22 protein-coding genes are annotated in these 26737 nt (G+C 53.6%); 7 read left to right on the forward strand and 15 right to left on the reverse strand.

The window, feature by feature from the left end; genetic code table 11:
- Positions 1-61 precede the first annotated feature (61 nt).
- Entirely contained in the window at positions 62-925 is an 864-nt protein-coding gene (locus OGV74_RS20090) for a nucleoside-specific channel-forming protein Tsx (RefSeq protein WP_003021561.1), read from the forward strand.
- Positions 926-970: 45 nt separating this feature from the next.
- Here the strand turns inward: OGV74_RS20090 and OGV74_RS20095 are convergent, their stop codons facing one another.
- The 7 genes from OGV74_RS20095 to queA form a co-directional block, all read right to left on the reverse strand.
- Positions 971-1663, reverse strand: coding sequence for a helix-turn-helix transcriptional regulator (locus OGV74_RS20095; protein ID WP_003021558.1), 693 nt, complete (start codon positions 1661-1663; stop codon positions 971-973).
- A gap of 23 nt (positions 1664-1686) precedes the next feature.
- The gene (locus OGV74_RS20100) at positions 1687-2052 is read right to left on the reverse strand and encodes a VOC family protein (RefSeq protein WP_054528147.1); all 366 of its coding nucleotides are present in this window, start codon (positions 2050-2052) and stop codon (positions 1687-1689) included.
- A 169-nt stretch (positions 2053-2221) separates the two neighbouring features.
- Entirely contained in the window at positions 2222-3193 is a 972-nt protein-coding gene (gene secF / locus OGV74_RS20105; protein WP_003021550.1) for a protein translocase subunit SecF, read from the reverse strand.
- 10 nt (positions 3194-3203) lie between these two features.
- Positions 3204-5051, reverse strand: a complete 1848-nt coding sequence (gene secD / locus OGV74_RS20110; protein ID WP_003021547.1) for a protein translocase subunit SecD — start codon at positions 5049-5051, stop codon at positions 3204-3206.
- 27 nt (positions 5052-5078) lie between these two features.
- Positions 5079-5411 carry a preprotein translocase subunit YajC gene (yajC, locus tag OGV74_RS20115; RefSeq protein WP_286521431.1) on the reverse strand — a complete coding sequence of 111 codons (333 nt, stop codon included), beginning with the start codon at positions 5409-5411 and terminating at the stop codon, positions 5079-5081.
- A 22-nt stretch (positions 5412-5433) separates the two neighbouring features.
- A complete protein-coding gene (tgt, locus tag OGV74_RS20120; protein ID WP_003021535.1) occupies positions 5434-6561 on the reverse strand; it encodes a tRNA guanosine(34) transglycosylase Tgt in 1128 nt (375 codons plus the stop codon).
- 55 nt (positions 6562-6616) lie between these two features.
- Positions 6617-7687: a tRNA preQ1(34) S-adenosylmethionine ribosyltransferase-isomerase QueA gene (gene queA, locus OGV74_RS20125; protein WP_003021529.1), complete on the reverse strand. Its 1071-nt coding sequence runs from the start codon at positions 7685-7687 to the stop codon at positions 6617-6619.
- A 90-nt stretch (positions 7688-7777) separates the two neighbouring features.
- Between queA and acpH the strand changes: the two genes are divergently transcribed.
- Both acpH and OGV74_RS20135 read left to right on the forward strand, forming a co-directional pair.
- On the forward strand, positions 7778-8359 hold the full coding sequence (acpH, locus tag OGV74_RS20130; protein WP_016149694.1) for an ACP phosphodiesterase: 582 nt from the start codon (positions 7778-7780) through the stop codon (positions 8357-8359).
- Between the two features lie 168 nt (positions 8360-8527).
- Positions 8528-9130: a peroxiredoxin gene (locus tag OGV74_RS20135; protein ID WP_003021524.1), complete on the forward strand. Its 603-nt coding sequence runs from the start codon at positions 8528-8530 to the stop codon at positions 9128-9130.
- 121 nt (positions 9131-9251) lie between these two features.
- Here OGV74_RS20135 and OGV74_RS20140 read toward each other — a convergent pair whose 3' ends face one another.
- The 3 genes from OGV74_RS20140 to OGV74_RS20150 all read right to left on the reverse strand — a co-directional run bounded on the left by OGV74_RS20140 (position 9252) and on the right by OGV74_RS20150 (position 12494).
- Entirely contained in the window at positions 9252-11120 is a 1869-nt protein-coding gene (locus OGV74_RS20140; RefSeq protein WP_071684866.1) for an amidohydrolase, read from the reverse strand.
- Between the two features lie 21 nt (positions 11121-11141).
- Positions 11142-11687, reverse strand: coding sequence for an antibiotic biosynthesis monooxygenase (locus OGV74_RS20145; protein WP_003021516.1), 546 nt, complete (start codon positions 11685-11687; stop codon positions 11142-11144).
- Between the two features lie 165 nt (positions 11688-11852).
- A complete protein-coding gene (locus OGV74_RS20150; RefSeq protein ID WP_003021513.1) occupies positions 11853-12494 on the reverse strand; it encodes a hydrolase in 642 nt (213 codons plus the stop codon).
- A gap of 273 nt (positions 12495-12767) precedes the next feature.
- On the opposite strand from OGV74_RS20150, the gene OGV74_RS20155 reads away from it, so the two are divergent.
- Positions 12768-13670 (forward strand): LysR family transcriptional regulator, encoded by a 903-nt coding sequence (locus OGV74_RS20155; protein WP_003021510.1) that lies wholly within the window; start codon positions 12768-12770, stop codon positions 13668-13670.
- On the opposite strand, the gene malZ is transcribed toward OGV74_RS20155, so the two are convergent.
- The 5 genes from malZ to phoB all read right to left on the reverse strand — a co-directional run bounded on the left by malZ (position 13664) and on the right by phoB (position 20835).
- Positions 13664-15481 carry a maltodextrin glucosidase gene (malZ, locus tag OGV74_RS20160; protein ID WP_032941218.1) on the reverse strand — a complete coding sequence of 606 codons (1818 nt, stop codon included), beginning with the start codon at positions 15479-15481 and terminating at the stop codon, positions 13664-13666. The two genes, OGV74_RS20155 and malZ, sit on opposite strands and share 7 nt — an antisense overlap.
- Positions 15482-15619: 138 nt before the next feature.
- Positions 15620-16993: a proline-specific permease ProY gene (gene proY, locus OGV74_RS20165; protein WP_003021504.1), complete on the reverse strand. Its 1374-nt coding sequence runs from the start codon at positions 16991-16993 to the stop codon at positions 15620-15622.
- 81 nt (positions 16994-17074) lie between these two features.
- Complete coding sequence (gene brnQ, locus OGV74_RS20170) at positions 17075-18394, reverse strand: branched-chain amino acid transporter carrier protein BrnQ (protein ID WP_003021501.1); 1320 nt, start codon at positions 18392-18394, stop codon at positions 17075-17077.
- Between the two features lie 405 nt (positions 18395-18799).
- The gene (gene phoR / locus OGV74_RS20175; RefSeq protein WP_060855545.1) at positions 18800-20095 is read right to left on the reverse strand and encodes a phosphate regulon sensor histidine kinase PhoR; all 1296 of its coding nucleotides are present in this window, start codon (positions 20093-20095) and stop codon (positions 18800-18802) included.
- 50 nt (positions 20096-20145) lie between these two features.
- Positions 20146-20835, reverse strand: a complete 690-nt coding sequence (phoB, locus tag OGV74_RS20180) for a phosphate response regulator transcription factor PhoB (protein WP_003021496.1) — start codon at positions 20833-20835, stop codon at positions 20146-20148.
- 190 nt (positions 20836-21025) lie between these two features.
- Here phoB and sbcD point away from each other — a divergent pair, with 190 nt between their 5' ends.
- The 3 genes from sbcD (at position 21026) to araJ (ending at position 26733) form a co-directional block, all read left to right on the forward strand.
- Complete coding sequence (gene sbcD / locus OGV74_RS20185) at positions 21026-22228, forward strand: exonuclease subunit SbcD (protein WP_048219508.1); 1203 nt, start codon at positions 21026-21028, stop codon at positions 22226-22228.
- Positions 22225-25368: an exonuclease subunit SbcC gene (gene sbcC / locus OGV74_RS20190; protein WP_086503762.1), complete on the forward strand. Its 3144-nt coding sequence runs from the start codon at positions 22225-22227 to the stop codon at positions 25366-25368. The genes sbcD and sbcC overlap by 4 nt, the downstream gene beginning before the upstream one ends.
- 192 nt (positions 25369-25560) lie before the next feature.
- The gene (araJ, locus tag OGV74_RS20195) at positions 25561-26733 is read left to right on the forward strand and encodes an MFS transporter AraJ (RefSeq protein ID WP_071687750.1); all 1173 of its coding nucleotides are present in this window, start codon (positions 25561-25563) and stop codon (positions 26731-26733) included.
- Positions 26734-26737 lie beyond the last annotated feature (4 nt).

The raw sequence follows: 26737 nt of genomic DNA on the forward strand, positions 1-26737 counted from the left end.
TTTAGAAACGCAAATTGCGCATTTTTCACTCCCGAAAGGGATTTCAAACAGTGGCATACATATGAAAAAAACATTACTTGCAGCCGGTGCAGTGCTGGCGCTCTCCTCGTCTTTTACTGCCAACGCAGCAGAAAATGACAAACCGCAATATCTGTCCGACTGGTGGCACCAGAGCGTTAACGTGGTGGGTAGCTATCACACCCGTTTCTCTCCGAAACTGAACAACGACGTGTATCTGGAATACGAAGCATTTGCCAAAAAAGACTGGTTTGATTTCTATGGCTACATCGATATTCCGAAAACCTTCGACTGGGGTAACGGCAACGATAAAGGTATCTGGTCTGACGGTTCCCCGTTGTTTATGGAAATCGAACCGCGTTTCTCCATCGATAAACTGACCGGTGCTGACCTGAGCTTTGGTCCGTTCAAAGAATGGTATTTCGCCAACAACTACATCTACGACATGGGTGATAACAAAGCCAGCCGCCAGAGCACCTGGTATATGGGTCTGGGTACCGATATCGATACCGGTCTGCCGATGGGTCTGTCCCTGAACGTCTATGCTAAATACCAGTGGCAGAACTATGGCGCATCCAACGAAAACGAGTGGGATGGCTACCGTTTCAAAGTGAAATACTTTGTGCCGATCACCCAGGTTTGGGGCGGCCAGCTGACCTACATCGGCTTCACCAACTTCGACTGGGGCTCAGATTTGGGTGATGACCCGAACCGCACCAGCAACTCTATCGCTTCCAGCCACGTCCTGGCGCTGAACTACGATCACTGGCACTACTCTGTCGTAGCGCGTTACTTCCATAACGGCGGTCAGTGGAAAGGTGGGGATACTCTGAACTGGGGCGAAGGCGACTTCAGCGCGAAATCTACCGGTTGGGGTGGTTACCTGGTCGTAGGTTACAACTTCTAATCCAGACAATTTATCGCAAACAAGCCAGCTTAACCGCTGGCTTTTTTATGGCTGGTCTTCACAGCGTACTTTACGTAAAAAGTCACTTAGCGAACGATCCGCAGATTCGCGAAAGTGCCTGTCGAGTGGCGTGATCTTCAGACATCGATCAACGCGAAAACAACGATAATCATCACGCTTCTCGCACCAGCCAACCAGCAGCCAGTGCTCGCCCCAGAAAAATAATCCCAGCGGCTGAACGTCGCGCCACGAGAGGTTCCCGGACTCATCGCGATAATGCAGCGCCAGCACCTGCTGAGCTGAAACCGCGCGATGTATGAGATCGAACGCACTGCGTGAATGCGGCTGATTACCAAAATCTGGCGCGAAAATCCGCGTTTGCTCGGCTCTGCGCCGACTCTCTGGCGGCAATATCGCCAACACTTTTTCCTGTGCTGATTCCAGCGCCTGTGAGAGTGAATCCCCGCCCCATGTTTTCAGCAACCGAATCGCTACCATCAACGCTTCTGATTCGTGCTGGGTTAACATCAACGGCGGCAGATCAAACCCCGCCATTAAGCGGTATCCACTGCCCACTTCGCCTTCAATGGGCACGCCGGATAAAGAGAGATCGCGGATATCGCGATAAATCGTCCGTTCAGAAACTTCAAGACGTTCTGCCAGCAGCGCCGCCGTTGTCACTCGCCTGCCACGCAGGATTTGTACAATCTGAAACAAGCGGTCGGCGCGTCTGCTCATTTTAATCCTCAGTGCTGAAAATATTACGCGGGTTGATGTAAACCAACACGATTGCCTTCGCTGTCAGTAAATAGCGCAATCGTACCAATGTCCTGCCCCAGTTCGAGTGGGCCAAACACACACTGACCGCCAGCAGTGGCGACGCGTTCAAGCGTTGCAGTCAAATCGTCCGTATGCAGATAAATAATAGCGCCCTGCGCTGAAGGAGTAATACCTTCAAATTTAGCCAGCGCCCCGCCGGGAGCGGGATCCTGATGCGGAAATACGGCCAGCTCAGCGCAGTCCATGTTCTCCCGACGCAAAGAAACCTGCATCACTGGTTCATAAAAAGCGATGGCGCGATCCATTTGTGCTACAGGGATTTCAAACCAATTAATTACGTTGCTCATACTTCCTCCTGCCTGTGTGGGTAATCTCAGAAGGACTATAAGACAGGGCTACTGACAGCATACTGTCAGTAGTATGGCGACAGGAAAAGATAATTGCCTGTCGCTAATTCACAGGCAAAAAAAAATCCCGACCTTACGATCGGGATTCCAGTATCTTCACTCTTAATGGTTAAGGAAGAATCGACGGTTGATCCGCCCCTTCTTTCTCGACCTTCTGCTGCAGCATGTGCTCACGCTTCATACCCAGCTTCAGCGCCAGCGCCGATGCCACGTAGATAGAGGATGCGGTACCGATGGAAACACCGATCAGCATCGTCAGCGAGAAGCCTTCCAGTACCGGACCACCGAACAGGAACAGCATCAGAATAACCATCAACGTTGTACCGGACGTAATCAACGTACGGTGCAGCGTTTGAGTCAGTGACACGTTAAAGATTTCGTAAGGCGTACCGCGACGAATTTTGCGGAAGTTTTCACGAATACGGTCAGATACAACGATACTATCGTTCAGCGAGTAACCGATTACCGACATCAGTGATGCGACGATCGTCAGGTCAATCTCGATATGGAACAACGACAGGATCCCAAGTGTGATAATCACGTCGTGCGCCAGAGCGATAACCACCCCCGCCGCCAGTCGCCACTCAAAGCGGAAACCGACGTACACCAGGATGGAGATCAGCGCCGCCATTAGCGCCATCGCACCGGTTTGCGCCAGATCAGCCCCCACGCTCGGACCCACGAATTCAATTCGCTTCACCGCGGCGTTTTGGTTGGTGGATTCGTTAATCACACTCAACACTTTGCTGCCCAGCACCTGACCGCCGTCTGCACCTTCAGTTGGCGGCATACGTACCATAATGTCGTGGCTGCTGCCGAAGTTCTGCAGAAGCGGATCAACGAAGCCCGCTTTCTCCAGTGCATCGCGCATCACGTCCATATCGGCCGGTTTTTCCAGCGTGATTTCAATAACCGTACCACCGGTGAAATCGAGACCCCAGTTAAACCCGCGTACGCCCATCACCACGATGGCCGCAATCAGCAGGAAACCTGAAATGCCGAAAGCCCAGTAGTCCCAGCGCATAAAGTCCCAGACTTTACGACCGTGGTTTAATTGTTCAACAGTATATTCCTGTGCCACTTCGCACTCCTCAGATTGACAGCTTTTTGACGCGCTTGCCGCCATACAACAGGTTTACGATGGCACGTGTACCGACAATCGCGGTAAACATCGACGTCGCCACACCAATACCGGTAGTAATCGCGAACCCTTTAATTGCCCCGGTGCCAACTGCGTACAGGATGATGACCTTGATCAGCGTCGTAATGTTCGCATCAAAGATGGAGCTAAATGCGCCCGCATAACCTTCGTTGATGGCCTGCTGCACCGAACGCCCGTTACTCAACTCTTCTTTGATACGTTCGTTGATCAGTACGTTCGCATCGACCGCGACGGCAAGGGTTAAGACAATCCCCGCAATCCCCGGCATACTTAGCGTAGCGCCCGGCAGCAACGACATAATACCGACAATCAATACCAGGTTAGCAATCAGCGCACTGGTCGCAATCAGACCGAACTTCTTATAGAAGAAGATCATGAACAGGATAGACACCACCAGACCGGCCAGACACGCTTCCAGACCCTGTTTAATGTTCTGCATACCCAGGGTTGGGCCGATGGTACGTTCTTCCACAATCTGAATCGGCGCAATCAACGCACCGGCACGTAACAGCAGAGAAAGCTGACGCGCTTCGTTCGGGTTGTTGATACCGGTGATACGGAAGCTGTTACCCAGGCGAGACTGGATATTGGCAATGTTAATCACCTCTTCCTGTTTCACCAGTACTGCACGACCGTTAGCATCTTTCTTACCGCTGTCTTTGTACTCCACGAACAGGGTCGCCATCGGCTTACCGATGTTGTCCTTGGTGAAGTTGGACATGATGTTACCACCCGCGCTATCCAGCGAGATGTTAACCTGCGGCTGATTGTATTCGTCCTGGCTGGAAGTGGAATCGGTGATATGGTCACCGGTCAGGATCACGCGCTTGTACAGCACAACAGGCTGACCTTCACGAGACTGTTTCACTTCCGAATCACCCGGAACACGACCCGATGCTGCAGCGGACTGGTCAACGTTGGTGTTTACCAGACGGAACTCCAGCGTCGCGGTTGCGCCCAGAATTTCTTTCGCACGCGCGGTATCCTGAATACCCGGCAGTTCGACCACGATGCGGTCAGCGCCCTGACGTTGTACCACCGGCTCAGCAACACCCAGTTGGTTAACACGATTACGCAGAATGTTGATGTTCTGCTGTACCGCGTACTCACGGGCTTCGCTCAGGCGCGCATCGGTCATTACAGCACGCAGTGCATTGCTGCCCTGGCTGGAAATAACCAGATCCTGGTGACGTTTGCTCAAGTAAGAGATAGCTTCATCACGGGCGCTGCTATCACGGAAAGTGATGCTCAGACCGTAGTTATCTTCTTTGCGAACGGTAGTATAAGGAATGCCTTTTTCACGCAGATCGCTGCGCAGGCTATCGATATTTTGTTCCTGCAACTTACTCAGCGCGGTATCCATATCCACTTCCATCAGGAAGTGAACACCGCCACGCAGGTCAAGGCCGAGTTTCATCGGTTCTGCATGAATGGCAGCCAGCCAGCGCGGGGTTGCCGGAGCAAGGTTAAGCGCCACGACGTACTGATCGCCCAGTACGCCCATTAATACTTCACGTGCGCGCAGTTGGGTATCAGTGGAGTCGAAGCGCGCGAGAATAGCACCCTCTTCCAGAGCCACAGACTTAGGTGTGATTTTATCTTCTTGTAACGTTTTCTGGACCTGGATCAGCGTTTGCTCACTGGCGGCGGCACCGCGCACGCCAGTGATTTGAACAGCCGGATCCTCACCATACAGGTTGGGAAGCGCATAGAGCAGACCGACGACAATCACGACGATCAGCATGACATACTTCCACAAAGGATAACGGTTTAACACGGCAGTTCCCTTTGGGAAAACAATAAATTACAGCGCCTTAATGGTGCCTTTCGGCAGAACGGCAGCTACGAAATCACGTTTAATAACCACTTCGGTGGTGTCGTTCAGCGCGATAGCGATGTAGCCAGATTCTGCTACTTTGGTCACGCGACCCACCAGACCACCGTTAGTCAGCACTTCATCGCCTTTAGCAATGGAGTTCATCAGATTTTTGTGTTCTTTGGTACGCTTTTGCTGCGGGCGCAGGATCATGAAGTAGAAAATCAGACCAAACACCACCAGCATCAGAATCAGAGACATCGGGCTGCCCTGCGCCGGAGCACCTGTTGCCGCTACCGCATCAGAAATAAAAAAGCTCATTCAAATTCCCTCATTATTAAAATTAATCAACGTTCACAGGTGGAACTGGTCTACCCTGACGTTGGTAAAAATCGGTCACGAAGCTCTCTAATTTACCCTCTTCAATAGCCTTGCGTAAACCCGCCATCAAACGCTGGTAGTAGCGAAGGTTATGAATCGTGTTGAGACGCGCGCCCAATATTTCGTTGCAACGGTCGAGATGATGCAAGTAAGCGCGCGAATAATTGCGACAGGTGTAGCAATCACACTCAGCATCGAGCGGACTGGTGTCGCTTTTATGTTTCGCGTTACGAATTTTTACCACGCCGTCAGTCACAAACAAATGACCATTACGGGCATTTCGCGTTGGCATCACACAGTCAAACATATCGATACCGCGACGCACGCCTTCAACCAGATCTTCTGGTTTACCGACGCCCATCAGGTAACGCGGTTTATCTGCCGGAATCTGCGGGCAAACATGTTCCAGAATGCGGTGCATATCTTCCTTCGGCTCACCGACAGCCAAACCGCCGACAGCGTAGCCATCAAAGCCGATATCTACCAGACCTTTGACGGAGATATCACGTAAATCTTCGTAAACACTGCCCTGAATGATGCCAAAAAGCGCATTTTTGTTGCCGAGGCTATCAAAACGGTCACGGCTGCGCTTCGCCCAACGCAGAGACATCTCCATCGAGCGTTTAGCATAGTCCCAGTCGGCCGGATACGGTGTACATTCGTCGAAGATCATCACGATATCGGAACCGAGATCGTATTGAATCTCCATCGACTTCTCGGGATCGAGGAAAATCGGATCGCCGTTGATCGGGTTACGGAAATGCACGCCTTGTTCGGTTATCTTCCGGATATCGCCCAGGCTGAACACCTGGAAGCCGCCGGAATCGGTGAGGATCGGCCCTTTCCACTGCATAAAATCGTGCAGATCGCCGTGCAGTTTCATGATTTCCTGCCCCGGGCGCAGCCACAGGTGGAAAGTGTTGCCGAGGATGATCTGTGCGCCGGTCGCTTCAACTTCTTCCGGCGTCATGCCTTTTACTGTGCCGTAAGTACCGACCGGCATAAAAGCAGGCGTTTCTACTACGCCACGATCAAAAACCAGGCGGCCGCGGCGAGCGCGACCGTCTGTGGTATCCAGTTCAAATTTCATCTTCACTCCTGCGTCAGAAAAACAGTCCGACGTTTTAAACACTCATGCCGGAAACTTATTCCCCGACACGCTCAGAAATAGCCTGCGGATTGTACGTGATAAACATCGCATCCCCGTAACTAAAAAAGCGATATTCCGCTTTTACCGCTTCATGATAGGCGTGCATGGTGTTTTTATAACCAGCAAATGCGGAAACCAGCATAATCAATGTCGATTCCGGCAGGTGGAAGTTGGTGACCAGAGCATCAATCACCTGATATTTATAGCCTGGATAAATAAAGATTTGTGTATCGCCGAAGAACGGCTCGATTAGATCGTTTTTGGCCGCCTGCGCCGCACTTTCCAGTGAACGTACGGAGGTGGTGCCCACCGCAATCACGCGGTTACCGCGCGCTTTCGCCGCCAGCACCGCATCCACCACATCCTGCGGCACTTCCGCATATTCGGAGTGCATAATGTGGTCTTCAATAGTGTCTACGCGCACCGGCTGGAAAGTACCCGCTCCAACGTGCAGGGTGACGAACGCCATTTCAATGCCTTTATCGCGCAGTTTAGCCAGCAGCGGATCGTCAAAATGCAGACCCGCGGTCGGCGCAGCGACGGCACCCGGTTTTTCGCTGTACACGGTCTGGTACAGCTCGCGGTCGGCGTCTTCATCCGGACGGTCGATATACGGCGGCAACGGCATATGGCCAATCGCGTTGAGGATATCCAGCACGCTGCGTTCGTCGTTAAACTCAACTTCAAACAGCGCGTCATGGCGCGCCACCATCGTTGCTTTAATGCTTTCGTCATCGCCCAGCAGCAGCTCGGCGCCCGGTTTCGGCGCTTTCGAGGCACGAATATGCGCCAGAATACGTTTGTCATCCAGCATACGCTCGACCAGCACTTCAATTTTACCGCCGCTGGCTTTACGACCAAACAGACGCGCAGGAATGACGCGGGTGTTGTTAAAGACCAGCAAATCGCCAGGGTTGAGCTTATCGAGCAAATCGGTGAAAGTACCGTGCGTCAGCGCGCCCGTCGGCCCGTCCAAAGACAGCAAGCGACAGCTACTGCGCTCAGCTTGCGGATAGTGGGCAATCAGGGATTCGGGTAGTTCAAAGGTGAAATCGGTAACGCGCATGACACTGACTCAGACTAAAATAAGAGGCGGGTAGTCTAGTGCCGGGGCGTTCTCCCTGCAACCTTTACCCCTCTGGATAAACATTTAACTATGAATTTTCTTGCACATTTGCATCTCGCTCACCTTGCCGACAGTTCGCTTTCCGGCAATCTGCTGGCCGATTTTGTCCGGGGTAATCCGGAAACGCACTACTCGCCTGATGTGGTAGAAGGCATCTTCATGCATCGTCGTATCGACGTGATGACAGATAACCTGCCGCAGGTGCGTGAAGCCAAAGAATGGTTTCGTAGCGAAACGCGCCGCGTCGCGCCGATTACGCTGGATGTCATGTGGGATCATTTTCTGTCGCGCCACTGGTCGGAGATCTCCCCTGACTTCCCGCTGACGGACTTTGTGCGCTATGCCCGTACCCAGGTAACCACTATTTTGCCGGAATCGCCGCCACGCTTTATCAATCTGAATAACTATATATGGTCAGAGAAATGGCTTGAGCGCTACCGGGACATGGATTTTATCCAGAACGTCCTGAACGGCATGGCCAGCCGCCGTCCACGGCTCGATGCCCTACGCGACTCATGGTATGACCTCAATACGCATTACGATGCGTTAGAAGAACGATTCTGGCAGTTTTATCCGCAAATGATGGACCAGGCGCGGCGTAAAACCCTTTGATTGCAACCCGCATTCCCCGCCGGATAAGCCGTAGCCGTCATCCGGCAAAAGATTGATAGACAAAACCTGTCTCATTGATTGCCAGCGCCTCTTTGTCTTATTCACGAACACTCTCTATACTGGCCCGCGTTGCGTTCCAAAAACCCCTTAACATTGCAGGAGAATTATATGGTACTGGTAACTCGTCAGGCTCCGGATTTCACAGCAGCTGCGGTACTGGGTAGCGGTGAGATCGTTGAAAACTTCAACTTCAAACAGCATACCAACGGTAAAACTACCGTTCTGTTCTTCTGGCCGATGGACTTCACCTTCGTTTGCCCGTCTGAACTGATCGCATTCGACAAACGTTACGAAGAATTCCAGAAGCGCGGCGTTGAAGTTGTTGGCGTTTCCTTCGACTCTGAATTTGTCCACAACGCATGGCGTAACACCCCTGTCGACAAAGGCGGCATCGGTGCAGTGAAATACGCAATGGTTGCTGACATCAAACGCGAAATCCAGAAAGCCTACGGCATCGAGCACCCGGAAGCTGGCGTTGCTCTGCGCGGTTCTTTCCTGATCGACGCTAACGGCGTTGTTCGCCACCAGGTGGTTAATGATCTGCCGCTGGGTCGTAACATCGACGAAATGCTGCGCATGGTTGACGCGCTGCAGTTCCACGAAGAGCACGGCGACGTATGCCCGGCACAGTGGGAAAAGGGTAAAGAAGGTATGAACGCGTCTCCGGACGGCGTAGCAAAATACCTGACCGAGAACGTTTCCAGCCTGTAATTGGCATGAATCGACAAAAGGCCCGCTAGTGCGGGCCTTTTTTATTGTTCGTAGGTCAGGTAGGCGATTGCGTCACTCTCTGTAAGTATCACCCGCGACAATACGCTTATCCAAACCACAATTAAAACGCGAAGCAGGAACAGCCAAGCGCCCCCCAGAAAGCCCGGTCATCTGACACCGGAATGCCTGATTGACGCGCAATATCATGCTGATGACCGTGTACGCCACAGCTACCACAGCACTGATGCATCTGCACCATTGCGCCAATTTTTGCCGCAGCAGGCGGCGCTGAGCGATAGTGCCCCGGCACCTTCACCACCGGCGACCAGTCCGGCACAACCGGGATGGCTGGTGGTGCCAGCGGGGTGAAATGCCCTGCCGCATACACGACTTTGCCATCGACAATGGTCATCACTGACTCAATGCCTTTGATCTCTTCTTCCGCCACGTTGAAGTAATCTTTAGACAGCACCACCAGGTCGGCCAGTTGATCTTTCTCGATTCGCCCTTTCTTACCCTGCTCGCTGGAGAACCAGGCGCTGCCAGCGGTCCACAGTTCCAGCGCCACGTCACGCGGCAAGCGGTTGTTATCATCGTACATCGCCATACCGCCAACGGTGCGGCCCGAAACCAGCCAGTAGAGCGCTGTCCACGGATTGTAGCTGGCCACACGGGTGGCGTCAGTCCCCAGCCCTACCGGAACTTCAGCCGCCAGCATTTTCGCCACCGGCGGCGTGTGTTTGACCGCATCTTTGCCATAACGCTCGACAAAATATTCGCCCTGGAACGCCATTCGGTGCTGAACAGCAATACCGCCGCCCAGCGCTTTAACGCGCTCGATATTCCGTTCAGTAATGGTTTCGGCATGATCGAAGAACCAGTGCAGGCCATTGAACGGGATATCACGATTCACCTTCTCAAACACGTCCAACATGCGGCTGATAGATTCATCGTAGGTGGCGTGCAGGCGGAACGGCCAGCGGTGCTCCACCAGGTGTCGCACCACGCGCTCCAGCTCATCTTCCATACCCTCCGGCAGGTCCGGGCGCGGCTGGAGAAAATCTTCAAAATCCGCTGCCGAAAAGACCAGCATTTCCCCGGCCCCATTGGCGCGGTAGAAGTCGGTCCCCTGCCCCGGTTTGAGCATATCGGTCCAACGTTCAAAGTCTTCCAGTTCCTGTTTTGGACGCTGGGTAAACAGGTTGTAGGCAATACGCACCGTCATCTGCTTGTTGGCGTGTAACTGCTCAATAATCTCGTAATCTTCCGGATAGTTCTGGAAGCCGCCGCCCGCATCGATGGCACTGGTAAGTCCCAGACGGTTCAGTTCACGCATAAACTGGCGGGTCGAGTTAACCTGCATTTCCAGCGGCAGTTTTGGTCCTTTTGCCAGCGTCGAATAAAGGATCATGGCGTTTGGTTTAGCGATCAACATCCCGGTCGGGTTGCCGTTGCTATCACGCACAATCTCACCGCCCGCCGGATCCGGCGTCGCTTTGGTGTAGCCGACGGCTTTCAGCGCAGCGCGGTTCAGCAAAGCCCGGTCATAGAGATGCAGAACAAAAACCGGGGTATCCGGAGCAGCTTCATTCAGTTCTTCCAGGGTTGGCATGCGACGTTCGGCAAACTGGAATTCGCTCCAGCCGCCCACCACGCGTACCCATTGCGGCGACGGCGTTCTGTCCGCCTGGTCTTTGAGCATACGTAGGGCGTCCGCCAGCGACGGCACGCCTTCCCAACGTAATTCCAGGTTGTAATTCAGTCCACCACGAATAAGGTGCAGGTGAGAATCGTTCAGACCCGGGATCACCGTATGTCCTTGCAGATCGACAACCTGCGTCCCTTCGGCAGCAAAGCTCATTACCCGCTCGTGGCTACCGGTCGCCAGGATCTTTCCGTTGGCAATCGCCACCGCCTCGACCTGCGGGCGTTGCCTATCGAGAGTATGAATTTTTCCGTGAGTCAGAATCAGTGTGGCAGTTTGAGACATAACAATCTCCTGAGATACCGGTCAGGCTTTTTTCAGCCATCCGGCAAACAGACGGGTTACGATGGGCATCCAGAACCAGACCACCAGCGCAACCACACAGGCATCATTGATGAGATGCAGGAGTAACGAGCCCTTCATTGCAGGCAGCACAATGCCGGTCAACCACGGCACCAGATTGGTGCTAGGAAATATCACCAGCAGGGTTATCAGAAACTGTTTCCAGCGTTTGGGCTGGCGTACATGTGGCGCTGGCGGCGTAAACCAGAATGCCGCTTCGGTACGAATTTCGGTTTTATCACCTTCCGCCAGCAGTGGGACGATCTCTTCCACCAACACGCGGCGTGTATCAGACTGGGTCCAGTTATACAGATGCTCAAGCGTGTCGAAGCGAATGATGATATTCCACAGGTTGTCGCCATCCGCAGGGCGAATCACGTTCGCTCCGAGATGACCGGGAAACTCGGCCGCTACCGGCATGATTTTCCCCAGCCACTGCTCATACCGCTGCGCCTGCTCAGGCAGCAGGGTGTGGGTAATCACCAACGTCACATGTTTGTTCTGCGCCATGAAGGGTTCCTTGTTGAGAGGAAACAGGCCGCTTAGGCCAGGAAAGCAATACACAAAACCATTCATGGTGCATCGAGGTTGTGGTTCCCCGGGAGCTTACATAAGTAAGTGACCGGGGTACGCAAGCGAAGCCAACAAAGATGCAGCATGAAGGATGGCGTGTATTTAGGCTTTACGTTCTGGCGCGCCATGCACCATGGTATAGGCATAATCCACGCCCATACCGTAGGCACCGCTGTGCTCACGTACCAGATCCATGACGGCGTCGTAGGTTTCTTTGCGAGACCAGTCGCGCTGGTACTCGAGAAGAACCTGTTGCCAGGTTACAGGTACGGCACCTGCCTGTACCATGCGGTCGATAGAACGCTCATGGGCATCCACGGACGTGCCGCCGGAAGTGTCGGTCACCACATATACTTCGTAACCCGCTTCCAGCGCCATCAGTGCCGGGAAAGTCAGGCATACTTCGGTCCACAGCGCGGAGATAATCAGTTTTTTACGCCCAGTCGCTTCCACGGCCTTCACAAACGCCGCATCTTCCCAGGAGTTCATCGAGGTGCGTTCAATGGGTTTTACATCAGGATGAACCGCTAACAATTCTGGCCAGATATATCCGCTAAAACTTTTCGTTTCAACAGAAGTATAAATCACCGGAACATTGAATATTTTCCCGGCTTTCGCTAATGCCACGGTATTATTTTTTAAAGTCTGGCGATCGATATTCGCTACACCAAATGACATTTGCGGCTGATGATCAATAAAAATAAGCGTAGAGTTTTGAGGGTCAATCAGTTCCCGAATAGACATATCACACCTTCTTAATCAATAAGTTAAAAGGCAACGGTCTGTATCTGCCGTCAGCAGCAGGATCCTGAATCAGAAAGCTTGTTGAGTATAGCGGGAAATTTCTAACGAGTTATTAAAGAAAACTTACCATCCTGTGAAACTATTAATTCTGTGTTGAGATATATCCTAAACAACATCAAAAAAATGCGCATGATTCATCTAATTTATTCACTGGCATTGTTTTTCTTCATTCGGTACAACAGAAGGGTTTAATTTTCAGGATCTTTTCTGCTTATGCGCATTAATCTGGATGTTTTGCTTATTCTCGACGCACTCGACAAACAGGGTTCATTTGCCGCGGCGGCCGAATCGCTGTTTAAAACGCCTGCGGCACTCAGCTATATGATTCAAAAGCTGGAAAGCGACCTGAATATCGAGTTGCTTGACCGTTCCGGACACCGGGCTAAATTTACCGACACCGGACAGATGATGCTGGAAAAGGGACGTTTATTGCTAAGTGCGGCAAAAGATCTCGAAAAACAGGCGGTACAGCTGAGTTCAGGCTGGGAAAAAGAGCTGGCGATTGCGCTGGACGACTCCTTTCCTTTCGCCTCGCTGTTACCCATTATCGATGAATTTCACGCGCTGAATAAGCAAACCCGCCTCAGTTTTACCCATCATACGCTGGCGGGTTCCTGGGAAGAACTGACCCATAATGGAGCAGATATTATTCTGGGGGCGATTAATGAACCACCAACGTCAGCGGCCTGGTCCTACAAAATGCTCGGTACATTGGACAATGTGTTTGTCGTTGCGCCTGAGCATCCGCTGGCCGCAGCACCTGATGGCCTGACCAACGAGCAGTTGTGCCTGCATCGGGCGATTATTATCAGCGACAGCGCCCGCTTCTGCCATCCGTTACAAACTAATCTGATGGAGGAGCAGGCGCAGATCCGTGTCGATGACTTCCACAGTAAAGTGATGCTACTGCGAGCCGGCATGGGCTGCGGATTTCTCCCCCGCCATATTGCCAGCCCGTGGCTTGCTACGGGCGAGCTGGTGGAAAAAACGGTTATCTCATTTCGCCAAAAAGACGTGGCCTATATGGCATGGCGTAATAACCGTGATGGGCTGGCGCAGCGCTGGTGGCGAGACGCGCTGCTGGCAAGCCCGGCGATTGCGCACTTATATCAATGACCTGACCATACCGAGGCGGAAATCGCCGGCAACGTCAGGATATCGTCGGCAAGCACACCTTTGCCTTCTTTGTGCTGCCAATGACTCACGCTCAGTAATGGCGAGGCTGGCAGGACCACTTCACAAGCCTGGCCACGGTTAATCGCCACTAACACGCGCTGGCGGTTTAGCACCCGTACAAACACCACCACGTTATCCTCGGCGTAAATCACCTGACAACCACCGTGGCGTAGCGCCTGGCTCTGGTGGCGTAATTTTGCCAGCCGCTGGTACAACGCCAGCAGGTTAGCGTCCTGTTTTTCAGGCTGCCATGGGAAAGGTTTGCGGCAAAACGGATCGTTGTTGCCATCCAGCCCCACTTCGTCGCCGTAGTAAATACAGGGCACGCCAGGCCAGGTAAATAGCCACACCACCGCCAGCGGTAAACGTGCGACGTCTTTACCGAGCAGAGACTTAAAGCGAGCGGTATCGTGGCTGTCGAGCTGGTTAAACATGCGCAATTGCTGTTGATGCGACAACCCCGCGCGGTAGTTATCCATCCACGCCATACAGGTCTGGGCGTCAATGGATTGTGGGTCGTATGAAATATCGGTATTGGCGAGGAATCCCCAGAGAGGGAAAGTAAAGCCGCGATAGTTCATGGCGGCATCTTCCGCGTCGGCCTGCAACCACTGGCGCGCATCGCCAAAATGTTCACCCACCACATACGCCTCTGGCTGGGTTTCTTTAGCCGCCTGCGTAATGCCGGCCACGTGTTGTAGGTTGTTACGTGCGCCTCCTGCCTCTCCCAGCATGTGCACCACATCAAGACGCCAGCCGTCCATACTCCACGGCGCTTTCAGCCAGTGACGGACGATACTGTCTTCGCCGCGATAAATTTCATTTACCAGGCTTTCCGAAGAAAAGTCCAGCTTGGGCAGGCTGGAATACCCCAGCCAGTCGAGCGCAACGCCGTCGGCTGAGAAATGATACCAGTCGCGCCAGGGGGATTCTGGGTTATGGCACGCCCCATCCGTTCCCCTACTATGCCGGTCAAACCAGGCGTGCGAATCGCCGCTATGGTTAAAAACACCGTCCAGAATCAAGCGCATGCCCTGCTGTTGGGTGTTGTGCCGCAGGCGCAGCAGCGCAGTGTCGCCGCCAAATTGCGGATCAACATGACGGTAATCTTCGGTATCGTATTTATGCACGCTCGGCGCGGTAAACACAGGATTCAGGTACAGCGCCGTGACCCCTAACGTTTTCAGGTACGGTAGCTTTTCGCTGATGCCGTCCAAATCACCGCCATAGAACGTGGAGCCACCGGCCTGAGCCGTAAGCGGTTCGTCCCATTCGCGCCGCACGATGTCGTGCCCGGCCGCGTGATGGTAATAGACGTTATCCTGGCCCGCTTCACGCGACTGGCTGCGGGCAAAACGGTCCGGGAATATTTGGTAAAAGACCTGGTCAGCGACCCACTGCGGACCGTTATCCGGCACATCGACGGCAAACTGCTCCAGACGCGCAGGCGGAAAACGGCTGAATCCCTGTGGGGTGAACCACAACTGACGATCGAGCCAAAGTAATTTAAAGCTATAGCGTCGACGAGGCTGCCCGCTGGAGAGATCAATCGCCGCTCGCCACGCGGTCACACCCGGCTGCGGCTGGCTGCGCTGCTTGTGCATAGCCAGCGAAATCTCTTCGTTATCGTTTTCTGCGCGTAGCGTCACCCGCTGGGGTGGATTTTCCCCCGCCAGCCATAATGTAATCGTCAGTTGATCTTTGTTTTGCTTAACAAATGGGGCAACCGGAAGGTGCCAGGCGTTCAACATCACGTATCCCCTTTGATGATAATGACGTCACCTTGCCATAGCGAAGTGCAGGATCACTCATCATCTTAACGTTTATTGGGGGAGGAGTTCGGGGGAGGAGAAAATTGCCGGGTAACGCAAAGCTACCCGGCAAAAATATTACTGTGCTTCAGCCAGTTGGCGCTCGCGACGGCGCTTGAATCCCCAGCCGACCAGCAGCAGGACAATCCACGCAAAGCCGACGTACAGCGAAATGCGGGTATCCGGATGATAGCCGATAAGCGCGATGATAAAGACCAGGAAAATCAGACCAACAACGGTCGTCGTTACCCCACCCGGTACTTTAAATTTCAGCGCTTTGACCTCTTCTGGCGGCAGACGACGACGGAAAGCAATCTGCGACAGCAGGATCATAATCCACACCCAAACCGTGGCGAACGTTGCCAAAGAGGCGATCACCAGGAAGACGTTTTCCGGCATGATGTAGTTAAGATAAACCGCAAACAGCAGCGCGATGGTCATCACCATCACCGTAACCCACGGCACGCCACGACGCGACGTCTTGGCAAACATTTTTGGGGCACTGCCCTGTTCCGCCATGCCGTGTAGCATACGTCCCACACCGAAGACGTCAGAGTTAATTGCCGACAGCGACGCAGTCAGAACCACAAAGTTGAGGATCCCGGCAGCAAAGGTAATGCCCATATGCTGGAACGTCATAACGAACGGGCTACCGTCGGTACCCACCTGGTTCCACGGGTAGATAGACATAATGACGAACAACGTCCCCACATAAAACACCAGGATACGCATTGGTACGGAATTGATAGCGCGCGGAATAGATTTTTCCGGGTCTTTGGCTTCGCCTGCGGTAATCCCGATAATCTCAATCCCGCCGTAAGCGAACATCACCATTTGCAGCGACATCACCATGCCGAGCCAGCCGTTGCTGAAGAAGCCACCGTTGCTCCATAAGTTATGGATACCGGTCGGTTGCCCGCCGTTGCCAATCCCCCAAATGATGATACCGAAACCAGCGACAATCATGATGATAATGGTGGCGACTTTGAAGAACGAGAACCAGAACTCCAGCTCGCCAAACACCTTCACGCTCATCAGGTTGATGGCGCAGATAATCAGCACTACGCTGAGTACCCAAATCCAGTGCGGTACGGCCGGGAACCAGACGCCCATGTAAATACCAAAGGCAGTCACATCGGCAATGGCGACAATCAGGATTTCAAAACAATAGGTCCAGCCGGTGATATAGCCTGCCAGCGGTCCGAGGTTTTCCTGCGCATAGCGCGAGAAGGAGCTGGCTGCAGGGTTATGAACAGACATTTCGCCCAGCGCGCGCATAATAATATACGCCGCTACGCCGCCGATAATATAGGCCAGCAACACGCTTGGCCCCGCCATTTTGATGGCATCGGCCGAGCCATAGAACAGCCCGGTACCAATTGCTGAACCTAATGCCATAAAGCGGATGTGCCGGGTGCTCAGCCCACGCTTTAGCTTGTTATTACTTTCCATCGATTCCTAACCTGTTAACACAATAAAAAAACCACGGGGCCATGTTAATAGCCCCGTGGTTAAAACTTATTGTCAGTGATATTAGTGTGCGCTGGAGGTCACTTGTCGACCCGCGGCGCGATCCCAGATAACTGCCAGGACCACCATCACGACTGTTGGCATCAACCACGCCAGCCCCTGCTCCGCCAGCGGTAAACGCTGGGTCCAGGCCGGTAACACGTCGCCAATTGCAGAAGCTTTAATGCCATCAAGGATACCAAAAATCAGGCTGATAAACATCGCAGGTGCAATGACGCGGGAAGAATTATGCCACCATGAGCGGGTAAAGCTTAATACAACCAGTGCGATACATGGCGGATAGATAGCCGTCAGCACCGGAATAGAGATCTGAATCAGATGGCTCAGACCCAGGTTAGAAACCACCATCGAGAAGCCGCCGAGGATAAATACCAGCGTACGATAAGACAGTGGAACGTACTGGGCAAAGAACTCTGCGCACGCACAGGTCAAGCCAACCGCGGTGACCAGACAGGCGATGAAAATCAGCGCCGCCAGCAGGAAGCTTCCTGCACCGCCAAAGGTGTGCTGAACATACGCATGCAGAATCGCCGCGCCGTTAGCAGACTGATCGACCAGAATCGCGCTATCTGAACCCAAACGGAACAGCGCGAGATACAGCAGCGTTAAGCCCACACCCGCCATTAAACCCGCCCAAACGGTGTAACGAGTCAGCAGACGCGCTTCAGTAACACCACGCGAGCGAGCGGCGTTAACGATAACAATACCAAACACCATCGCGCCCAGCGTATCCATGGTCAGATACCCGTTCACGAAGCCATTAGAAAATGCCGCAGTTTGGTAGGCTTCCATCGCATTACTGATCGGACCTGCTGGCCAGACGATTGCGGCGACAGACAGAACCACCAGCGCCAGGATTTTCAGCGGCGCCAGGAAATTACCCACCGTATCCAGCAGTTTGCCCGGATACAGCGAAACCAGAATCACAATCGCGAAATAGATAACGCTATAGATAAACAGCGGCAGCGCAGAGTCACCGGTCAGCGGTGCAATCCCGACTTCGAAAGAGACCGTCGCGGTACGCGGGGTAGCAAATAACGGCCCAACGGCCAGATAGCAAACAGTCGCCAGTAGCAGACCAGCAACTTTACCGATAGGTGTGCTCAGTCGGTCCACGCCACCACCGACTTTCGCCAGCGCGACAACGGTAAGTACCGGCAGGCCAACGGCGGTAATCAAAAAGCCAAAAGCCGCAGTCCAGACGTGTTCACCTGCCTGCAAACCAACCATTGGGGGGAAGATGATGTTACCTGCACCAACGAACAGTGCAAATGTCATAAATCCCAAAGCGATAATATCGCGCGATTTTAACTGATGGGTCATAAAGTCTTACTGCCTGTGGATGTGGTGTTGAAAATAGTAAATTTTTGCCTTTCCCTGGGGGACAATACAGCGGCATTTTTGCTCAATTCCAGCGGGAAACACTCCCGACCTGGCGCGGCGAAGAATAGTTTTTCGATTTACCGCGTAAATGCAGTCGGTATGACAGCATCTGGAGCGCAATTTAAACGCTTATAACGTTTTAAAGCAAGGTGGGATCCAAAAACCAGAACAATATAGCGATATGAAAAATGGGGTTAGCACAAAACACCATTTCATGGAAAAAGGTATGGGTAATAGTTCGAACAAAAAACAATCAAACGTCGTAAAATTCAGGAGTCATATATTGACCGCATAGAAAAAGCCAGCTTGTGCTGGCTTTTGGAAAGATAATCTTACGAATGTGCTTTAACCGTTACTTTTGGCAATCAAACGTTCCGGGATCACGAAACTAAATCGCGTCCCTTTGCCTGGTTCGCTTTCGATATTCAAACGGCTGTCGTGATGATGCAGCGCATGTTTCACGATGGCAAGGCCCAACCCGCTACCGCCCGTTTGCCGCGATCGCGCCTTATCTACCCGATAAAAACGCTCGGTCAGGCGTGGAATATGCTCGGCGGCAATGCCTGGACCGTTGTCTTCCACACAAAACTCCGCTCCCGAGGCCACCTGCCGCCAGCGTACGGTAATGTGCGTTCCCGCAGGGGTGTGGTTCACCGCGTTATAGACGAGATTCGAGATAGCGCTACGCAACTGTTCCTCGTTGCCCCGCACGTTCAGGCTGTTATCGACATCAAAGGTAAACGTATGTTTATGCTGGCTCAGGGTTTGCGCTTCGTGCTCGATCACGCGCAGCATCATGGGCACATCGACTTTCTCATTCAGTTGCAACGTCGGAGCAGCTTCAATTTTTGACAGCGTCAGCAGCTGCTTCACCAGGCCTTCCATACGGTACGTTTGTTCGCGCATGGTATGCAGCGCTTTTTCGCGCGTTGTCCCTTCCAGCGGATGCTCCTGCATCATTTCCAGATAACCTTGCAGCACCGTCAGCGGTGTGCGCAGCTCATGGCTGGCGTTGGCGAAAAAGTTTCGCCGTGAACCTTCCAGTTGGTGCATCTGGGTAACGTCGCGCGCCACCATCAGCAGTTGCTTATCCGTGTAGGGCATCACGCGAATTTCCAGATGCCGTCCGGTATTGAGCACCAGATTGATAGGCCGGCTAAAGTCGCGCGTTTTCAGATATTGTGTGAATTCCGGGTATCGCAGCAGGTTAAGAATATTTTGCCCGCTATCATCCGGCCAGCGCAGTCCCAGAACCTGCTGAGCCAGTCCGTTACACCAGAAGATACCGCCTTCTTCGGTGGTCAACACCACCGCGTCGGGTAGTGATTCCGCCCCGCTGCGAAAACGTTTGATCAGGTTACCCAGTTCTCGACGGCGCTTTTTGTTGCGCAGCTGCATTTGATGCAGCCCATATAACAACGGTTCCCAACTGCCTCGCCCCGGCGGCGGCGTCATGCTTCTGTCGACCCATAGCCACCAGGACAAACGTAATAGATTCCAGAAATGCCAGATAAGCAGGCCCGTTACCGACGCCAGTAAAAACCAGGGCAGGTAACCGAAAAAAGCGCTAAGGATAAATGCCGGTATGCAGCACAGGATCAGCTCCAGTACCAACCTTTTCCATGACAATCGTTCTAGCAAACGTCTTACTCCATAAACGGCCTAATCCATCAGGCCCTGATTCTTGTCAGTCAGAAGCGGGTCGAAAAACGATATCCCGTCCCGCGAACTGTCTGCACCATTCGATCGTGTCCGCTGTGCTCCAGCGCTTTACGTAAGCGGCGGATATGCACATCCACTGTCCGGTCTTCCACGTAGACATTGGTTCCCCAGACATGATTGAGGAGTTGTTCCCGGCTGTAGACGCGCTCAGGGTGGGTCATAAAGAAGTGCAACAGTTTGAATTCGGTCGGCCCCATATCCAGCGGATCCTCGCCGGTCATCACGCGATGCGAGGTCGGATCAAGGCTTAGCCCCTGCATCTCAATAACCTCTTCCACCGCCATCGGTGAAATACGACGCAGAACCGCTTTAATACGCGCCACCAGCTCCTTGGGAGAAAACGGCTTGGTAATATAATCATCCGCACCGGTTTCCAGACCCCGGACGCGGTCTTCCTCTTCACCTCTCGCCGTCAGCATCATCACGGGGATATCCCGCGTCATGGCTTCGCGCTTGAGATGTTTAATAAATTGCAGACCCGAGCCGCCGGGAAGCATCCAGTCAAGCAGGACGAGATCCGGCCAGGGTTCATTGAGTTGGTTCACAGCACTGTCATAGTCTTCGGCTTCTACGGGTTGAAAACCGTTTTGCTCGAGCACGAAGCAGACCATTTCACGAATTGGAGCTTCATCTTCTACGACCAGAATACGTCTCGCCATGATTTGCCCTGTTTATAATTAAATCGTTTGCCATCAATACGGTGCCATTATGCGTCAGTTTTATGACAGATTTATGAAAAGATAGCCCAGGTTTAACGCAGCCCGGCGAATTATGACAGCCCGGAGACAAGATATTACCGTCCTTGAAAGGTTATAATCCCCACCACTGTTTTATCGTCATGGAACTCTTATGCGCATCCTTCACACGTCTGACTGGCATCTGGGCCAAAATTTCTACAGCAAGAGCCGCGCCGCTGAACATCAGGCCTTTCTCGACTGGCTGCTGGAAACGGCACAATCCCATCAGGTGGATGCCATTATTGTGGCGGGTGATATTTTCGATACCGGCTCACCGCCAAGCTACGCCCGTGAGCTGTATAACCGTTTTGTCGTTAATTTACAGCAAACCGGGTGTCATCTGGTGGTGCTGGCAGGCAACCACGACTCCGTCGCCACACTCAATGAATCCCGCGATATTCTGGCATTTCTCAACACCACGGTCGTTGCCAGCGCCGGTCATGCGCCGCAGATTCTGCCGCAACGTGACGGCACGCCGGGGGCGATTCTGTGCCCGGTTCCTTTTTTACGTCCACGCGACATCATTACCAGCCAGGCCGGGCTAACCGGGCAAGAAAAACAGCAGCATTTGCTGTCAGCCATCACCGACTATTACCAGCAGCAGTATCAGGATGCCTGCACACTGCGTGGTGATCAGAATCTGCCCATCATCGCGACCGGGCATTTGACCACCGTCGGCGCCAGTAAAAGTGACGCCGTCCGTGACATTTATATCGGTACGCTGGACGCCTTCCCTGCACAAAACTTCCCTCCGGCGGACTACATCGCGCTGGGCCATATTCACCGGGCGCAGGTTATCGGTGGCACGGAGCATATTCGCTACTGCGGCTCGCCGATTGCGCTCAGTTTTGACGAGTGCGGCAAAAGCAAATGCGTGCATCTGGTGAGCTTTGAAGCAGGGAAACTCAACGCCGTCGAGAATCTCACCGTACCGGTCACCCAGCCGCTTGCGGTACTGAAAGGCGATCTCGCCGCCATTACCGCCCAGCTTGAGCAGTGGCGCAACGTACAGCAAGAGCCGCCTGTATGGCTGGATATTGAAATCACCACCGATGACTATCTGCATGATATGCAGCGTAAAATCCAGGCCTTGACCGAAGATTTACCGGTAGAAGTGTTATTGGTGCGCCGCAGTCGGGAACAGCGCGAACGTATTATGGCCAATGAACGTCGTGAAACATTAAGCGAGCTGAGCGTGGCGGAGGTTTTTGACCGCCGACTGGCGCTGGAAGAACTCGAAGAACCGCAGCGCGAGCGGCTTAATCAGCTGTTTAGCGCAACCGTACAGACGCTTGCCGGGGAGGCTGAAGCATGAAAATTCTCAGCCTGCGCCTGAAAAACCTCAACTCCCTGAAGGGAGAATGGAAAGTCGATTTCACGGCAGAACCTTTTGCCAGCAACGGGCTGTTCGCCATCACCGGGCCCACAGGCGCGGGGAAAACCACCCTGCTGGACGCAATTTGCCTTGCGCTGTACCACGAAACGCCGCGCCTGAATACTGTGTCACAGTCGCAAAACGACCTGATGACCCGCGACACAGCGGAGTGTCTGGCCGAGGTGGAATTTGAGGTGCGGGGCGAAGCCTACCGCGCATTCTGGAGCCAGAACCGGGCACGCAACCAGCCTGAGGGCAACCTGCAAGTCCCGCGCGTAGAGCTGGCCCGCTGCGCCGACGGTAAAATCCTCGCCGATAAAGTCAAAGACAAGCTGGAGATGACCGCCGAGCTTACCGGGCTGGATTACGGTCGTTTTACCCGTTCCATGCTGCTCTCTCAGGGCCAGTTTGCCGCATTTCTCAATGCCAAACCAAAAGAGCGCGCCGAGCTGCTCGAAGAGTTAACCGGTACTGAGATCTACGGTCAAATCTCCGCCATGGTGTTTGAAAAGCACAAATCAGCGCGTACGGAGCTGGAAAAACTGCAGGCCCAGGCCAGCGGCGTGGCGCTGTTAGCGCCAGAGCAGGTGCAATCTCTGACAGAAAGTTTGCAGGTACTTACTGACGAAGAAAAACAATACCTTACCAGCCAACAAACCCAGCAACAGCACCTCAACTGGCTCATTCGGCAAAATGAGCTACAAACGGATATAAACCGCCACCAGCAGGCATTACAGGCAGCGCTTCAGGCGCAAGAAGACGCGCAGCCGCAGTTGGCGGCACTGAGTCTGGCACTGCCGGCCAGGGCGTTACGCCCACACTGGGAGCGAATTCAGGAACAAACGGCTACCATCGAGCGTACGCGCCAGAAGATTCAGGAAGTGAATGCTCGCTTACAAAGCAGCTTAACGCTGCGCGGGCGTATTCGTCAGCAGGCGCAAATGCAGTCGACCTTGATGCTAGCCGAACAACAGACGTTAACCGACTGGCTTAATGAGCATGATCGCTTCCGCTTATGGAGTAGCGAACTGGCAGGATGGAAAGCGCTGCTGGCCCAACAGTCCGACGCCAGCACCCAGCTACGCCAATGGCAGCAGCTGCGAGAAAACGACACGCGTAAGCTCAATGCACTAACGCTTCCCGCGCTGACCCTTTCGCCGCAGGAGGTAACGGATGCGCTGGCGCAACATGTGCAGCTTCGTCCGTTACGCCAGCGGCTGAGCAATTTACACGGGCAAATCACCCCGAAGCAAAATCAACTGGCACAGTTACGCGCCACGCTTGTACAGCATCAACAAGAGTTGACCCAGCGCAACGCGGTGCTTGCCGAAAAACGTCAGCGCTATAAAGATAAAAATCAGCAACTTACTGATGTGAGAGTCATTTGCGAGCAAGAAGCCCGCATCAAAGATCTGGAAAGCCAACGGGCATTGTTGCAATCCGGCATGCCTTGCCCGCTATGCGGCTCCACCGCACATCCGGCGATTGAACGCTATCAAACGCTCGAACTGAGCGTGAATCAGACGCGGCGTGAGGTACTGGAAAAAGAGGTCAAAACGCTGGCCGATGAGGGTTCAACGTTACGCGGCCAGCTTGAGGCGATAACCCAGCAACTTCAGCGGGATGAACGCGAAGCACAGACGCTTTCTCAGGAGGAGCAAGCACTTACTCAAGAATGGCTGACCGTCACCGCCAGCCTCAACGTCACGCTGCAACCGCAGGATGACATTGCCCCGTGGCTGGCCGCTCAGGAAGAGCACGAACAACAGCTTCACCAGTTGAGCCTGCGTCATACCTTGCAGGCGCAAATCACCGCGCATACCGAGCAGATTACCCAGCTCCAGTTGCATATTGACCAGCGCCAGGCGACGCTAACCGCCGAGCTTTCCCGTTATGGTCTGGCCCTTCCGCCTGAGGATGACGTCGCCTCATGGCTAAGCGAACGGGCGAACGAAGCACAAATGTGGCAACAGCGTCAGAATGAACTGACCGAGTTACAGGCCCGGATTGCCCAGCTTGCGCCGCTGCTGGAAACGCTGCCTGAAACCGAGGCGCTTTCTGAAAACATTGAGGATTTGTCGCTGGAAAACTGGCGTCAGGTGCACGACGATTGCCTCTCTTTACAGGGACAGTGGCAAACCTTGCAACAGCAGGAGGCGCAGGACGTTCAGCGCGCCGCGGAAATCCAGGCGCAGTTTGATGCCGCATTGCAGGCCAGCATCTTTGCCGATCGCGACGCCTTTATTGCCGCCCTGCTGGACGAAGAGACCTTTAATCGCCTGGAGCAGTTGAAGCAATCACTGGAAGGCCAGCGACAGCAGGCGCAAACGCTGGTTAATCAGGCCCAGCAGGCACTGGCGGCTCATCAACAGCAGCAACCAACAGAAGTGGATCTCACGCTGACGGCGCAGCATCTGCACGACGCGCTGGCGCAGCTCACCCAACTGCTACGCGATAACACTACTCGTCAGGGCGAAATTCGCCAGCAGCTCAAACAAGATGCTGAAAACCGCCAGCAGCAGCAGGCGCTGATGCAGGAGATTGAAAAAGTCGCGCAGCAGGTCGAAGACTGGGGGTATTTGAATGCGCTGATCGGCTCGAAAGAGGGAGATAAGTTCCGCAAATTTGCCCAGGGGCTGACGCTGGATAACCTCGTCTGGCTTGCCAACAACCAGTTAACCCGTCTGCACGGTCGCTATTTGTTGCAGCGCAAGGCCAGCGAAGCGTTAGAGCTGGAAGTGGTTGATACCTGGCAGGCCGATGCCGTACGTGATACGCGTACGCTTTCCGGCGGCGAGAGCTTCCTCGTGAGTCTGGCGCTGGCGCTGGCATTATCTGATCTGGTCAGCCACAAAACGCGGATTGACTCCCTGTTCCTCGACGAAGGTTTCGGCACGCTGGACAGCGAAACGCTGGATACCGCCCTGGACGCGCTGGATGCGCTCAACGCTACCGGTAAAACCATTGGCGTGATCAGCCACGTTGAAGCAATGAAAGAACGCATTCCGGTGCAGATCAAGGTGAAAAAAATCAACGGTCTGGGCTACAGCAAACTCGACAAAATGTTTGCGGTGGAGTAATCGGCCAGCGGATGTGGTGTCACAGGCCGGATAAGCGCTAACGCTATCCGGCACGCTAGGTAGCACAATATTGCATACTCAGGGACGGATATGAAATGGCATTCCACTTCACTTATCCGCAAGCTATCGCTATTGGCGGCGAACATTCGTCGCTATGACGCATATCCTGCGTCTTTCTTGTTGGCAGGTGGTATGAAAAAAGTCATTTTCTCTTTAGCGCTCGGAACATTTGGGCTGGGCATGGCCGAGTTTGGCATCATGGGTGTCCTCACTGAGCTGGCGCGGGACGTGGGAATTTCCATTCCTGCCGCTGGCCATATGATTTCGTTTTACGCCTTTGGCGTAGTGCTGGGCGCGCCCATTATTGCGATCTTTTCCAATCGCTTTTCGCTCAAACATATTTTGCTGTTTCTGGTCACCCTGTGCGTGATTGGCAACGCCATCTTCACCCTCTCTTCCTCGTATTTTATGCTGGCGGTGGGCAGGCTGGTTTCCGGCTTCCCTCATGGCGCATTTTTCGGCGTGGGCGCGATTATCCTGTCGAAGCTGGCCCGTCCGGGAAAAGTCACCGCCGCCGTCGCGGGCATGATTTCGGGGATGACCGTTGCCAATCTGGTTGGCATTCCCGTCGGCACCTGGCTAAGCCAGGAATTTAGCTGGCGCTACACGTTTCTGCTGATAGCCGTCTTTAATATCGCCGTAATAGTCTCGGTCGCTTTTTGGGTCCCCAACATTAGCGATGAGGCAAAAGGGAAACTGCGCGAACAATTTCACTTTTTGAAAAGCCCCGCCCCGTGGTTCATTTTTTCCGCCACCATGTTTGGGAACGCCGGGGTTTTCGCCTGGTTCAGCTACGTCAAACCGTACATGATGTATATCTCCGGCTTCTCCGAGGCGCTAATGACCTTCATCATGATGCTGGTGGGATTGGGAATGGTGTTGGGAAATCTGCTAAGCGGTAGGCTGTCAGGCCGTTATACGCCGCTGCGAATTGCGGTAATAACCGACTTCGTCATTGTGCTGGCTCTGCTGCTGCTCTTTGCCTTTGGCGGCATCAAAGCCGCGTCGCTGACCTTCGCTTTCATTTGCTGCGCGGGTCTGTTTGCTCTGTCGGCGCCGTTGCAAATTTTGCTGCTGCAAAATGCTAAAGGGGGAGAACTACTGGGCGCGGCTGGCGGGCAAATTGCCTTCAATCTCGGCAGCGCGATTGGCGCGTACTGCGGTGGCATGATGTTGACGCTGGGATTTACCTACAACTACGTGACGCTGCCGGCTGCACTGCTGTCGTTTTCTGCGATGTCCTCGCTGCTGCTCTATGGTCGCCTGAAGCGCGGCGTGCAACAACAGGTTGCACCCGCGACATAACAAC

It is taken from the genome of Citrobacter sp. Cf116, from assembly GCF_030336505.1.
GTDB lineage: Bacteria > Pseudomonadota > Gammaproteobacteria > Enterobacterales > Enterobacteriaceae > Citrobacter > Citrobacter freundii.

Excerpts from the sequence above, each read along its gene's own strand:
- OGV74_RS20135 (WP_003021524.1), top strand. The coding sequence starts at position 8,528 with ATGGTACTGGTAACTCGTCAGGCTCCGGATTTCACAGCAGCTGCGGTA.
- brnQ (WP_003021501.1), bottom strand. The coding sequence starts at position 18,394 with ATGACCCATCAGTTAAAATCGCGCGATATTATCGCTTTGGGATTTATG.
- acpH (WP_016149694.1), top strand. The coding sequence starts at position 7,778 with ATGAATTTTCTTGCACATTTGCATCTCGCTCACCTTGCCGACAGTTCG.
- sbcC (WP_086503762.1), top strand. The coding sequence starts at position 22,225 with ATGAAAATTCTCAGCCTGCGCCTGAAAAACCTCAACTCCCTGAAGGGA.
- malZ (WP_032941218.1), bottom strand. The coding sequence starts at position 15,481 with ATGTTGAACGCCTGGCACCTTCCGGTTGCCCCATTTGTTAAGCAAAAC.
- OGV74_RS20100 (WP_054528147.1), bottom strand. The coding sequence starts at position 2,052 with ATGAGCAACGTAATTAATTGGTTTGAAATCCCTGTAGCACAAATGGAT.
- tgt (WP_003021535.1), bottom strand. The coding sequence starts at position 6,561 with ATGAAATTTGAACTGGATACCACAGACGGTCGCGCTCGCCGCGGCCGC.
- araJ (WP_071687750.1), top strand. The coding sequence starts at position 25,561 with ATGAAAAAAGTCATTTTCTCTTTAGCGCTCGGAACATTTGGGCTGGGC.
- OGV74_RS20155 (WP_003021510.1), top strand. The coding sequence starts at position 12,768 with ATGCGCATTAATCTGGATGTTTTGCTTATTCTCGACGCACTCGACAAA.
- OGV74_RS20095 (WP_003021558.1), bottom strand. The coding sequence starts at position 1,663 with ATGAGCAGACGCGCCGACCGCTTGTTTCAGATTGTACAAATCCTGCGT.
- OGV74_RS20150 (WP_003021513.1), bottom strand. The coding sequence starts at position 12,494 with ATGTCTATTCGGGAACTGATTGACCCTCAAAACTCTACGCTTATTTTT.
- OGV74_RS20145 (WP_003021516.1), bottom strand. The coding sequence starts at position 11,687 with ATGGCGCAGAACAAACATGTGACGTTGGTGATTACCCACACCCTGCTG.
- proY (WP_003021504.1), bottom strand. The coding sequence starts at position 16,993 with ATGGAAAGTAATAACAAGCTAAAGCGTGGGCTGAGCACCCGGCACATC.
- OGV74_RS20140 (WP_071684866.1), bottom strand. The coding sequence starts at position 11,120 with ATGTCTCAAACTGCCACACTGATTCTGACTCACGGAAAAATTCATACT.
- yajC (WP_286521431.1), bottom strand. The coding sequence starts at position 5,411 with ATGAGCTTTTTTATTTCTGATGCGGTAGCGGCAACAGGTGCTCCGGCG.
- OGV74_RS20090 (WP_003021561.1), top strand. The coding sequence starts at position 62 with ATGAAAAAAACATTACTTGCAGCCGGTGCAGTGCTGGCGCTCTCCTCG.
- phoB (WP_003021496.1), bottom strand. The coding sequence starts at position 20,835 with ATGGCGAGACGTATTCTGGTCGTAGAAGATGAAGCTCCAATTCGTGAA.
- sbcD (WP_048219508.1), top strand. The coding sequence starts at position 21,026 with ATGCGCATCCTTCACACGTCTGACTGGCATCTGGGCCAAAATTTCTAC.
- queA (WP_003021529.1), bottom strand. The coding sequence starts at position 7,687 with ATGCGCGTTACCGATTTCACCTTTGAACTACCCGAATCCCTGATTGCC.